11 protein-coding genes are annotated in these 11,775 nt (G+C 61.3%); all 11 read left to right on the top strand.

From position 1 onward, the window contains the following. Positions 1-23: 23 nt before the first annotated feature. The 11 genes from E4656_RS09545 (at position 24) to E4656_RS09595 (ending at position 11,749) form a co-directional block, all read left to right on the top strand. Positions 24-836, top strand: coding sequence for an ion transporter (locus E4656_RS09545; protein ID WP_240753952.1), 813 nt, complete (start codon positions 24-26; stop codon positions 834-836). A 131-nt stretch (positions 837-967) separates the two neighbouring features. After that, the gene (locus E4656_RS09550) at positions 968-2,899 is read left to right on the top strand and encodes a methyl-accepting chemotaxis protein (protein ID WP_135483001.1); all 1,932 of its coding nucleotides are present in this window, start codon (positions 968-970) and stop codon (positions 2,897-2,899) included. A 17-nt stretch (positions 2,900-2,916) separates the two neighbouring features. After that, on the top strand, positions 2,917-4,518 hold the full coding sequence (locus E4656_RS09555) for a chemotaxis protein CheW (RefSeq protein WP_135483002.1): 1,602 nt from the start codon (positions 2,917-2,919) through the stop codon (positions 4,516-4,518). Then, the gene (gene cheB, locus E4656_RS09560; protein ID WP_135483003.1) at positions 4,511-5,557 is read left to right on the top strand and encodes a chemotaxis-specific protein-glutamate methyltransferase CheB; all 1,047 of its coding nucleotides are present in this window, start codon (positions 4,511-4,513) and stop codon (positions 5,555-5,557) included. The genes E4656_RS09555 and cheB overlap by 8 nt, the downstream gene beginning before the upstream one ends. A 40-nt stretch (positions 5,558-5,597) precedes the next feature. Then, positions 5,598-6,230, top strand: coding sequence for a HEAT repeat domain-containing protein (locus E4656_RS09565; protein ID WP_135483004.1), 633 nt, complete (start codon positions 5,598-5,600; stop codon positions 6,228-6,230). Between the two features lie 12 nt (positions 6,231-6,242). After that, on the top strand, positions 6,243-7,094 hold the full coding sequence (locus tag E4656_RS09570; protein ID WP_205849160.1) for a CheR family methyltransferase: 852 nt from the start codon (positions 6,243-6,245) through the stop codon (positions 7,092-7,094). A gap of 23 nt (positions 7,095-7,117) precedes the next feature. Next, entirely contained in the window at positions 7,118-7,510 is a 393-nt protein-coding gene (locus E4656_RS09575) for a response regulator (protein ID WP_135483005.1), read from the top strand. Further along, entirely contained in the window at positions 7,510-10,308 is a 2,799-nt protein-coding gene (locus E4656_RS09580) for a chemotaxis protein CheA (protein WP_135483006.1), read from the top strand. Before E4656_RS09575 ends, E4656_RS09580 begins: the two co-directional genes overlap by 1 nt. Further along, entirely contained in the window at positions 10,286-10,552 is a 267-nt protein-coding gene (locus tag E4656_RS09585) for a hypothetical protein (protein WP_135483007.1), read from the top strand. Before E4656_RS09580 ends, E4656_RS09585 begins: the two co-directional genes overlap by 23 nt. Continuing rightward, positions 10,545-11,342: a ParA family protein gene (locus E4656_RS09590; protein WP_135483008.1), complete on the top strand. Its 798-nt coding sequence runs from the start codon at positions 10,545-10,547 to the stop codon at positions 11,340-11,342. The genes E4656_RS09585 and E4656_RS09590 overlap by 8 nt, the downstream gene beginning before the upstream one ends. Positions 11,343-11,377: 35 nt before the next feature. After that, positions 11,378-11,749, top strand: coding sequence for a response regulator (locus tag E4656_RS09595; protein WP_135483009.1), 372 nt, complete (start codon positions 11,378-11,380; stop codon positions 11,747-11,749). Positions 11,750-11,775 lie beyond the last annotated feature (26 nt).

The following is an 11,775-nucleotide window of genomic DNA, read 5'->3' on the forward strand; positions in this document are numbered from 1 at the left end:
GAGTCTGGACCCGGATGGAAAGCATGGTTATCTGGCGCGAGCGTCTGGAGGCGCTGCGTGCCAACAAGTGGTTTGAAGCCTTCGTCATCTTCGTCATCGTCATGTCGGCGCTGTTGATCGGTGCCCGTACCTATGACGAAACCTCCCGCTATGAACAGATGCTGCGGTGGCTGGACCATGGCATCACGCTGTTTTTTCTGGCCGAAATTCTGATCCGGATGGCGGCCGAGCGACGTCTGCGCGACTTCTTCAGAAATGGCTGGAATGTGTTCGACTTCGTGATTGTGGTGGCCAGCCTGATCCCCATCGATGATTCGGAAATGGTGTTGCTGGCGCGTCTGTTGCGGGTTTTCCGGGTGCTGCGCCTGGTCTCGCTGATCCCCGAGCTGCGGGTGTTGATGGGCGCCCTGCTGAAGGCGATTCCGCGCATGGGCTACGTCGTCCTGCTGATGTTCATCATCTTCTATATCTACGGCGCCGTGGGCAGCTTTCTGTTTCATGAGGTGGACGCGGGTCTGTGGGGCAATATTTCCATTGCCATGCTGACGCTGTTTCAGGTGGCGACCTTCGAGAGCTGGGCCACGGCGGTGCTGTACCCGACCATGGAACACTACCCCTGGGCCTGGATCTACTTCCTCTCCTTCATCTTTCTCAATGCTTTTGTATTTCTCAACATGATGATCGGCATCGTGCTGGAGGTCATGCAAAAGGAGAATGCCCAGTTCGAGCTGGAGACCGGCACCGGCGAGGCTGCCGAGATGGCAGCATTGCGCAGGGAGGTCTCCGGACTTACCGAACAGCTGTCCCGCATTGAGCAAAAACTGGACAGACGATGATCTCAAAGCTGGTCAGGACTGTATAACAGCAGCAATTCCTAAACTTGTGGCCCAAACGGGCGATACAGGTTGGACAAAAACGGCCTGGCACTGCAGGCCGCCTCCTTCCAGTAAGCCAATGGAGACCACTTATGGCTCTAGTTCGCAATCAGTCCGGAGAGTCTGGCCAGCCAGCCCCTGCCGCAGGAGGCAGCACCCGCTCTGCCGGCGGACAGAATGAAGAAGCCCTGCAGGCGCGGCGCCGAGCGCGCACCCTGGCCCGCAAGCAGCAGCTGGCAGAGCGTATCGCCAGTGCAGTTGCCGAGCTCAACACCGGTACCACGGAAATTTCTGCCGCAGCCGAGCAGTTGCAGGCCTCGATGACGCAGATTTCTGCTGGCGCGGAGCAGGCCTCCGGCGCGGTCCAGGAAACCAATCAGGTGGTGCGCCAGGTTCGAGAAGCCATCGATACCCAGAATGAATCGACCGAAGAGGCGGTCCGTCGTTTGCAGCGCATGCAGCAGCGGGTCAAGGGTGCCAGCGAGATGGTAGAGGCCATGATCGAGTCCATCCGGGTGTCGATTCGTCGTCAGGGTCGGGCAGTTGAGGCCGCCGAACTCCTGTCCAAGCGCTCGGACGAGATCGGAGAAATCGTGGAAGCCGTCATTCACATTGCTGATCAGACCAATCTGCTGGCCCTGAACGCCGCCATTGAGGCCGCCAGCGCCGGTCAGCACGGGCGCGGCTTTGCCGTGGTGGCCGACGAGGTGCGGGCGCTGGCCGAGACTTCACAGGATTCGGCCAACACCATCCAGGCCGTGGTGGAAGACATTCAGGGCAAGGTCAAAACCCTGGTGGAAGAAACCAACCGCTCGGCCGAGGCCAGCAAGAAGGATATGGAAACCGCAGACACTGTGGTCGAACAGCTCGACAAGGTGCGGGCGTCCATGGATCGCATGGTGACCGAGGGTGAGTCGGTGGCCAAGGCGGTGGCGGAATCGGTCAAGGGCGTGCGTCTGCTCAGCAATGAATCGGAAACCATAGCTGCGGCAGCCGAAGAGCAGTCCTCGGCCTGTGAAGAATCCATTCGAATGGTCAACCAGCAGAGCGAAGCCCTGCGCCAGGGACGGGACAGTTCACAGAACCTGTCCGTCCTGACGGAAGACCTGCGGGTCAGCAGTGAGGCGGAAAAAAGCGGGGAGGAAGTGGCCTCGGCAACGGAAGATCTGGCGGCCGCCATCGAGGAAATCAACCGCTCGTCCTCCGAGGTGGCGACTGCCATTGAGCAGATCAGCGGTGGCGCCAAACAGCAGGCGGAGGCGGCCAGTGGTGCCAGCTCGGCAGTTCGTCAGTTGGAAGCGGGTGCCCGCCAGGCCGGAGAGCTGGTACGGAGCATGATCCAGGCTGGTGACGAGGCGGGTGATCTGATCAAGGACAACCGCCAGCAGGTAGAAACCCTGGCCGAGAATATTCAGACCGGAGTCAAGGAAGTTCGCGAGGCCAGAGGTCAGATCAGTGAACTCGAACAACTGATCCGCCGTATCAACAAGGTGATGAACACCATCGACAAGGTCAATATTCAGACCAGCATGCTGGCCGTCAATGGCGGCATTGAAGCCGCCCGTGCCGGCGAACATGGCAAGGGTTTTGTGGTGGTGGCGACTGATATTCGCAACCTGTCCTACGATGCCAACGAGAATGCCGAACGCATCATGAGCGTCATCGAATCGGCAGAGGACGATATTGCCCGGGTCCGCCACATCATGGACGACATCAGTGACGCCGCTGCGCAGGATGCCGACAAGCACACCAATACCGTGCGCGACCTGCGTGACGTGGAGAAATCCATGGACGAGGTGATCAGCAGCAACCGTGAAATCATTGATGCCTCCGAGCAGATCGGCACCTCGGTCGAGGAAGCCAGCAAGGGCGTGGAAGAGATTGCCGGTGCTGCCGAGGAAGCCACCCAGGCGACCAATGAAGCTGCCGCTGCCGCTCGTCAGCAGGCCCAGAGCACCGAGCAACTGGCGCGGGCCACCGAGGAAATTGCATCGCTGGCAGATGAACTGCAGACGCTTGAATAAGTCAGGGAGGTGGCCCGATGGCGCAGGTGGATGTGGCAGAAGTCGAGTCGGCGCAGGATGCCAATAGCCTGGAGTGCCTGTATTTCTATCTGACTGCGGCAGAAGACCAATCTGCCGCGCCGGACAAGCAGGCCGACGAAGGCTATGCATTGCCGATGCATGCGGTGCGCGAAATCATTCGCGTGCCCGAACTGAATGCAGTGCCGCTGGCAGGAGCGCATGTGATGGGCGTAACCAACCTCAGAGGTTCGGTGCTGCCCGTGGTGTCATTGCGTGAACTGGTCGGACTCGAACACGGTCAGTTGACCAAGCACAGTCGTATTGTGGTGCTGCGCGGCCGCAACCCGCTGGGACTCTGGGTTGACTGGGTCGAGAAGGTGGCCTGGGTGCCGGAGGCACGCCTGGATACCTCGGAACTGGTGCGCCACAAGGCACAGCATCGTCTGCTGGCCGGCTTTGTACGCCCTGACCCCGAGGCCGAAGCCGGTGAGACCCGGTTGCGCCGGTTGCTGAATGCGCCGGCAATAGAGGCCGCCAGCCTGTCACCCGGCATTGATGCGGGTGAAAGCATCAGCCGTGGCCATGGCCAGGCAAGCACTGAAGAGCAGATAAAGGCCGAGCAGCAGTATACCTGCTTCGAACTGGGCAGCCAGCTCTACGCCCTGGCCATCAGTCAGATCAAGGAGGTGGTCCGGGTCCCGGCCCAGTTGGAACCGGTGTCCGGTATGCCGGCGCATGTGATGGGCGTGCTGGCATTGCGCGATCTGATGATCCCGCTGGTGCATCTCACCCGGCTGTATGGGCTGCCGCACAGCGATTTGTCCAGCGAAGCGCGCGTGGTGGTAGTGCCGGTAGGGGCCCGTGACGGACAGCTGTTTGTGGGCCTGGTGGTGGACCGGATTCGGCATGTGGTCAATCGCTCGGAAGATCAGGTTCAGCCTGTCCCGGAAACATTGGGCAGCCTGCCCGGCTTTCAGGATATGCACGGCATGCTGCGTTATGACGACAATGTCGACAGTCTGGCGGCGCTGATAGATACCCGGCGCCTGTTGAAACAGAGTGCGTTTCAGGACGCCCTGGCCGCAGTGGAGGACAATGAAGTGACTGCTAACGCTGCAGATGACCACCGAGATGAACGCCAGATTGTCGTTTTCCGGTTGGGCGACGAGGAATATGGGGTGGCGATCGAAGCCACGAAAGAGATTCTGCGCGTGCCCGATACGCTGACCCGGGTACCGCAGGCGGCCCACTTTATCGAAGGGGTGATCAATCTGCGCGGCATGGTGCTGCCGATCATTGACCTGCGCAAGCGCTTTGACATGACGCCGTCCGAGCGTCATCACCAGCAGCGCATCGTGGTGCTCAACCTGCAGGGCCAGCGTACCGGCTTTATTGTGGATGCGGTGCGCGAGGTGGCCAGCGTCCCGCTCGACAGCGTTGAGGCCGCGCCGCCCCTGTCACCACAGCAAAGCAGCCTGATTACCGAAATGGTCAACCTGGCCGCCAGTGACCGCCTGATACTGCTGCTCGACACCGGTCGTCTGGTGTCCGAACAGGAAGCCCGCAAGCTGGCTCAGGTCAGTGCCGAGCGGTCACAGAGCGAGAGCACGGATGATTGATGTGCTGGTGGTTGACGACTCGGCCCTGATGCGTCGTTTCCTCGGTCAGATCTTTACCGATGTCGGTGGGTTCAACGTGCGCCTGGCGCGCAATGGTGCAGCGGCGCTGGAGGCCATGGCAGAGCAGTTGCCGGATGTAGTGACACTGGACATCAACATGCCGGAAATGGATGGCCTGACCTGCCTCAGTCATATCATGACCCGTCACCCCTGCCCTGTGATCATGGTGTCCTCGCTCACCGAAAAGGGTGCACTGTCGACGCTGGAAGCACTGGAACTGGGGGCAGTCGATTATCTGACCAAGCCGGGTGGCACGGTCTCGCACAATATCTCTCAGGTTGCTGATGAGCTGGTGGCCAAGGTCCGGTCGGCCGCGTCCTCGGCCGTCAGGATCCGTCCGCAGATCACGCCTGTAGCAGCCCCAGCAGCCAAACCGGCGCCGCAGTCGGCAGAGAAGGCAGCCGCAGGTCTGGTGCTGGTGGGTGTCTCCACCGGCGGGCCGGGTGCCCTGGAAACCGTATTGGCTGATTTGCCGGCGGATCTGGGCTGGCCTGTGGTGATCGCCCAGCATATGCCGGCCACCTTTACCGCCGTGTTGGCGAAACGCTTGAACGGTTTGTGCGTGCTGAACGTGCAGGAAGTCAGCCGGCCGACGCCGCTGAAAACCGGCAACATCTACATGGCGCAGGGTGATCGTGATCTGGAAATCCGGCGTCGGGGAGGCCGCTTGATTGCTGTGCCGGTACCGGCCGACAATGATTTGCCCTGGCACCCGAGCACTGACCGGCTGGTTCGCTCGGCCATGGCCGAGCTGACACCGGATGCGCTGGTGGGTGTTCTGCTGACCGGCATGGGCGATGACGGGGCTGCGGCCATGGCGGAACTGCATCGACAGGGTGGTCAGACGGTGGCCGAAAGCGAGGACACCACCGTGGTATTTGGCATGCCGCGTGCATTGATTGAACTGGATGGTGCTGACCGGGTCTTGCCGCTGGAGCAGATTGGCCGCCAGGTAGCGCAATGGGTACCGAGCCGCTGAGAGACGGCGACTTGAACTCAACAGTAATGGAGGCTGCGACGTGTTGATCAGGAAGCCAGACCCCAAAGCGGGCATGCCGCCTGAACCTGTGGACCCGGAGCACTTGCGGGAGGCGCTGCACAGCGGGTCTGCTGACGACTGTATTCGGCTGCTGTGCGGCACCGAGCAGTTGCCGGCCGAATGTCGACAGAGTGCACTGGATCGGCTGAGTCGGGAAAGCGACTCCCGGCTGCAGCAGATACTGCTGAATCATATTGTAGTTGATCTGCAGGCAGAAGAAGTCGAGCCGCTGATCGCCCTGTTGAGCAGCGACGACGCGGGGCTGCGCAATCAGGTTATTGATGCCCTGGGTCAGGTGCGCCAGGGCGCCGTGGCCGAGCTGCTGGCACAAGCAGTGCGCCAGCGCCTGCATGATGACGACCCGGATATTCGCATCCTGACGCTCAATCTGGTGGCCACTCTGGAACTGCCGCAGTTGCTGCCCGAAGTGGAGCAGTGCCTGCGCGAGGATGCGCATCTCAATGTCTGCATGACCGCCCTGGACGTGATTCTGATGCTGGGCAACGAGGACCACTGGCCAGCAGTGGAGTCATTGACGCAGCGCTTCCCTGATGAGCCCTTTGTGGCGTTTTCCGTGCGCCGGGCCCGCAGCCAGCTGCGGGACCAGGACTGAGGCGCACCGTCGATGAATGCGCAGTCGATGCCGGAGTTGGTGATCTCAGACGCTGATTTTCTGCGTTTTCGGGATCACTTCTATCGCAAGACGGGCATCCATTTCGAGCCTGGCAAGCGCTACTACGTCGACAAGCGGCTGCAGGAGCGCATGAAGGCACTGGGCTATGAGAGCTTCCGTGACTATTTCAACCACCTGCGCTTTGATCGAGATCAGGAACTGCAGGCGTTGACCAACCTGATGACGGTGAACGAGACCTACTTCTTCCGCGAGGTCTATCAGTTGCACTGTCTGGTCAACAGCCTGATGGACGAAGTGGCCGCCCGCAAGCAGCCGGGGGAGCGCATCCGCATCTGGTCCATGCCCTGTTCTTCCGGTGAAGAGCCCTACTCCATTGCCATGATGCTGCTCGAGGAGTGGGCCAACCTGAGCAACTGGGATGTGGAAATTCTGGCGTCGGATATCGATACTGCAGCCTTGGACAAGGCCCGGCAGGGGCGATATGAGCAACGGGCTGTGCACAGTGTGCCGACGCACTATCTGCAGCGCTACTTTACGCCTGATTTCAACGCCGGACGTAAACAATATCAGCTGAAGGACGATATAAGGGACAGTGTAGGATTCACGCGGGTCAATCTGAACCTGCCGGCTGAAGTCAGGCAGATGGGCAGGATGGATATCATTTTCTGTCGCAATCTGCTGATCTATTTCGACGAGCTGTCGCGTCGACAGGCCGCAGAGCGGCTGTACGAGGTGTTGCGGCCCGGCGGCTTTATCTGCCTGGGCCACTCCGAGTCGATGAGCCGGATCTCGCCGCTGTTCAGAGCCCGCAAGTTTCCGGATGCATTGGTATACCAGAAATAGACGCAACCACCTGGAGTACAGGTATGACGATTCTGATAGTGGACGACGCCCAGACTGTGCGCAGTTACCACCGGGACATTCTCGAACAGAGCGGTTTCGAGGCGGCCGAGGCCGCCAACGGACTGGAGGCGCTGGAATATATGCGGCGTCGCGGCGAATCCGTGGCGGCGTTGCTGGTGGACATCAATATGCCCCAGATGGACGGCTATACACTGGTACGAGAACTGCGTCAGGACCCGGAGCTGGCGGGCTACCCTGCCATCATGATCTCTACCGAGTCCGAACTCCATGATCAGGATCTGGCCTTTCAGGCCGGCGCCAACGGATATCTGATCAAACCGGTACAGCCGGATCAGTTGCTGCGTCAATTGTCCCTGATCGCCGGACATGCTCTGGCTGCAGAGGAGAGCGCCTGATGGACAAGCTGATGGCACAGTTTATTGAGGAAGGCCGGGATCTGGTCGGCAGCGCCGCCCAGGGTCTGCTGAAACTGGAAAAGGCACCGACTGATCCGGAGCTGCTGGATGGTCTGTTCCGTGATGTACATACCCTGAAAGGGTCGGCCGGGGTGCTGGAGCTGAACCCCATGGTCAGCATGGTCCACGTGGGTGAAGAGCTGCTGCAGCGGGCCAAGGAAGGTGAAGGCACCCTGGATGCAGAAGCCATAGATGTGCTGCTGGACTGCATGGATCTGCTCAATGTCTGGCTGGATGCGCTGGAAGGCAGCGGCCAGTTGCCGCCCCAGGCCGCCACTGACGGAGATCAGCTTGCCGGGCGCCTGCAGGCCGTTCTGACGCGCGAATTCAAGGTTGAGGCTGCGCCGGACACATCGGCTGCCGAGGCTGGTGGCGAGGGTGTCAGTTGGGGTCTGTTCGATGATGCGCCGCCAGCGGACCACAGCAACGCCATGGCTGCACCCGTCTGGGTGGCCGAGTTGCCCGAAAACGAACGCCGGGAGCTGTGGCTGTCCGCCGCTCGCGCGGATAATGAGCCACCGCTCTGGTGCCTGGAATTCCGCCCTGAAGCCGACTGTTTTTTTCGCGGTGATGACCCCCTGTTCATGGTCCGGCAAACACCGGGCCTGAGCAGTCTGGCCATTGATCTGCACGCTGTGGACGAGGACCCGGCGGCGCAGGACGTATTCCAGTGCCGGCTCTGGTTTGGTCTGCTGGCCCGGCAGTCGGCGCCGGTGCTGGATGAGCATTTTCAGTATGAAGGGCAGACTGTCAGCCGCCGGCCACTGCTGTCCGAAGCCCTGGTTCAGCCCAGTGGCGAGCCGCTGGGCGAGCCGCTGGATGCGGCCGTGCTGAATGACCTGCATACCTTCTGGGCGCAGGGCAAGACCGAGGCCTTGCTGTCCAGTCTCAAGGTGCAGCAGGAACTGCTGAATCCGGCGACGCGGGAGGCCAGCCTGCTGCGCTGGATGACCGATGTGGTCACCTGGCAACCGGACGACGCACTGGTGTTTGACACCCTGCTGCAGGCCCTGCAGAGCCCGAGCGAGGTACTGGATGAAGCCGGCCGCATCGACTGGCTGTCGCTGGCCGGTGCGCGCTCCGAATCCCGGGAAAACGGTTCCACGGAGCCAACTGAGACAGTCGCACCGGAACCGGCGGCGGCCACACCGCTGCCCGAGCTGTCACCTGACGATCCGCGTCTGGGCTCGGTGTTGCAGGATCAGGTGCGGTTGCTGAAGCAATGTCGAGAGCCGGCAATCAGAGTCGGCGCCGGGCGGTCCGTGCGCACCGTGCTGGACCATGTGGCCCGGGCGCTGGCGGTGTCTCTGCCTGCCACGCTGGCCCGGACCGCCGATGCCGATGATCTGGAGCAGTGCCTGCAGACCTGGCTGGGTCAGCAGGCAACTTCACCGGCGGCAGCGCCGAAACCGCCTGTAGCCGCGCCCCCTCCGGCCGCTGCGCCCGTTGCAGCACTGGCAGAGTCGGCCCCCGGTTTGTCCGATGAGCGGGCTGACCGGGGCGGTCGGGAAAGCCAGGCACCGGTGATTCGGGCCTTCAAGGTGGATCAGGAGCAGGTAGAAAACCTGGGCGATCTGGTGGGTGAACTGGTGGTGGCCAAGAATGCCTTGCCGTTTCTGGCCCATCGTGCGGAGCAGGTATTTGGCGAACGGCAGCTGGGACGGGAAATCCGCGAACAGTATAATGTCATCAACCGCATCACCCGAGCCCTGCAGGACGCCATGATGGAGGTCCAGATGCTGCCGGTGGCACATGTCTTCGACCGCTTTCCGCGGTTGGTGCGCGATCTGTCCCGCAAGCTCGACAAGCCCATCGATCTGACCATTGACGGCGAAGACACCGAAGCCGAGAAGCATGTTATCGAGAGCCTGGCAGACCCCCTGGTGCATCTGATGCGCAATGCCATTGATCATGGTATCGAGTCCAGAGCCGAGCGCCAGGCAGCCGGCAAGGATGAGGTCGGCAAGATCAGTCTGCAGGCGTGGCAGGACAATGAATGGGTGGTCATCGAGGTGGCGGATGATGGTGCCGGCATAGACCCGGAGAAAACCCGCCGCAAGGCCTATGAGAAGGGGCTGCTGGATGAGCGTCGCCTGCATGAGATGACCGAACAGGAAGCGATAGAGCTGATCTTCATGCCCGGCTTCTCGACCCTGGAAACTGCCTCGGACCTGTCCGGGCGGGGCGTTGGCATGGATGTGGTGCGGACCACGATCGAGAAGTCCGGGGGCCGCCTTGATGTCGACAGCCGCTTGGGTGAGGGCAGTCGCTTCCGCCTCTGGTTGCCGCTGTCGATGTCGATCAGTCAGGTCATGCAGATCTGGATTGACGGACAGCGCTATGGCATCCCCATGGACCAGGTTGCGGAGACCGTGCGGCTGCCCCGCAAGCGACTGCATCAATTCAAGGATCGCGAGACCGTCATGTTGCGGGACCGGGTGTTGCCGGTAAGTCGGGCGCGCGAGCAACTGGGCCTGGAGCCGCTGGACGACGGTGGCACCGTGGCCTTGCTGGTGGTGCGCTATCGGGGTGAGCCGGTGGCGCTGATGGTTGATGATTTCAGTGAAGGGGTGGAGGTCATCCTCAAGCCCATGGAGGGCGCTCTGGAACAACTGGGCGTTTACCAGGGCACGGCTCTGCTGGGTGACGGCAGCGTGCTGCTCGTACTCAATCTGGCTGTGATGCTGTCGTCGGTGAAACTGGAGGAAGAGGTCAATGACCATTCAGGTGAAAGGTAAACTCTTGAAGCTGGTGGACAGCTGCCCGGTAGAGGAAGCAGAGACTCTGTATGAAAAGTTGCTCGACAAGCCGGATGTCAAACTGGACCTCTCCGGGTGCCAGCATATGCACAGTGCCGTTCTGCAGGCCCTGCTGATGCAGCCGCGCGAGATCAAGCGGCCACCGACCGATGCCTTCCTGAAACAGATGGTGCTGCCGCGGCTGGAAATCGCCTGGCGCGACGCCCAATCTGATCATGGCTGAGCAGTGCCCGGTCATCGCCATTACCAACCGCAAGGGTGGCTCCGGCAAGACCACCACGGCGGTCAACCTGGCGGCCGAACTGGCAGCGCGGGGCTGGCAGATTCTGCTGGTGGACGCCGACTCGCAGGGCCACTGTGCGCTGGGTCTGGGCGTGGCGCCGCCGACCGGTCACCCGGGGCTGCATCAGCTGTTTCGCGATGCGCAGATCAGCCTGGCCTCTCTGCAGGTGCCGACCCTGCAGCCCGGCCTGACCCTGATACCAGCGAATACGCGGTTCGATGGCCGTGTGACTGGGATTGAAGATGACCTGCTCGCGCGCGCCCTGTGTGAGTTGTCGGGCTATGATCTGATCATAGTGGATACACCGCCCTCGGTGGACCCCGTATTGTTGAATGCACTGCGGGCAGCCGACAGTGTATTGATTCCGGTAGTGCCGCAGGTACTGGGCAGTGCCGGGGTGCGTCAGTTGGCGCAGTTGTTGTACCAGGTGGCCACGCAGGGGCGTACGGATCTGAAACTGCTGGGGCTGTTGCCGATCATGTGCGATCGCTCCATACCTTCGCATGCCCGGGTACTGTCAGAATTGGGTCTGACATTCGGCGCGCAGCGTATTTTCAGGGGCATACGTCCGGATGTGCGACTGGCAGAGGCTTTTGGTGCCGGCCAGCCTGTCCGTGAACTGGCACCGCGCAGCCGCGGCGCCATGGATTATTTCATGCTGGTGGAGGAACTTACGGCCCTGGCCGAGTTCCCACACCCGTTGTCGACTACACTGCAAGGCGACCGATAACCGTGGTTACCTGCTAAGGAAGAGGAGGAGGTGTTATGAAGAAGGTCATGATCGTCGATGACTCACCAACCATACTGATGAGTGTTTCCGGTGTGCTGGAACGGCACAATCTGGAGCCGGCAACGGCCAAGGACGCGGAAGAAGCCGTCAGTCTGCTGGAAGCAGGGCTGAAGCCGGATCTGATTATCTCGGATCTGAACATGCCGGGCATGAATGGCATCGAGTTTGTCAAAAAGGTCCGGGGTATGACGGGGCTGCGCTTCACTCCCGTGCTGATGCTGACCACAGAGTCGCAACAGGCCAAGAGAGACGAAGCCCGGCAGGCCGGTGCTACCGGCTGGCTGGTCAAGCCGGTGCAGGGTGAGCAACTGATGCAGGTCATTCGCAAGGTGTTGCCCGGGGTTTGAGAGATACTTCAGTACCGTGCACTGAC

Source organism: Natronospirillum operosum (genome assembly GCF_004768465.1).
Taxonomy (GTDB): domain Bacteria; phylum Pseudomonadota; class Gammaproteobacteria; order Pseudomonadales; family Natronospirillaceae; genus Natronospirillum; species Natronospirillum operosum.

Bases quoted from the DNA above. Each gene is read 5' to 3' on its own strand.
- E4656_RS09545 (WP_240753952.1), top strand. From the start codon at position 24: ATGGTTATCTGGCGCGAGCGTCTGGAGGCGCTGCGTGCCAACAAGTGG.
- E4656_RS09550 (WP_135483001.1), top strand. From the start codon at position 968: ATGGCTCTAGTTCGCAATCAGTCCGGAGAGTCTGGCCAGCCAGCCCCT.
- E4656_RS09555 (WP_135483002.1), top strand. From the start codon at position 2,917: ATGGCGCAGGTGGATGTGGCAGAAGTCGAGTCGGCGCAGGATGCCAAT.
- cheB (WP_135483003.1), top strand. From the start codon at position 4,511: ATGATTGATGTGCTGGTGGTTGACGACTCGGCCCTGATGCGTCGTTTC.
- E4656_RS09570 (WP_205849160.1), top strand. From the start codon at position 6,243: ATGAATGCGCAGTCGATGCCGGAGTTGGTGATCTCAGACGCTGATTTT.
- E4656_RS09575 (WP_135483005.1), top strand. From the start codon at position 7,118: ATGACGATTCTGATAGTGGACGACGCCCAGACTGTGCGCAGTTACCAC.
- E4656_RS09580 (WP_135483006.1), top strand. From the start codon at position 7,510: ATGGACAAGCTGATGGCACAGTTTATTGAGGAAGGCCGGGATCTGGTC.
- E4656_RS09585 (WP_135483007.1), top strand. From the start codon at position 10,286: ATGACCATTCAGGTGAAAGGTAAACTCTTGAAGCTGGTGGACAGCTGC.
- E4656_RS09590 (WP_135483008.1), top strand. From the start codon at position 10,545: ATGGCTGAGCAGTGCCCGGTCATCGCCATTACCAACCGCAAGGGTGGC.
- E4656_RS09595 (WP_135483009.1), top strand. From the start codon at position 11,378: ATGAAGAAGGTCATGATCGTCGATGACTCACCAACCATACTGATGAGT.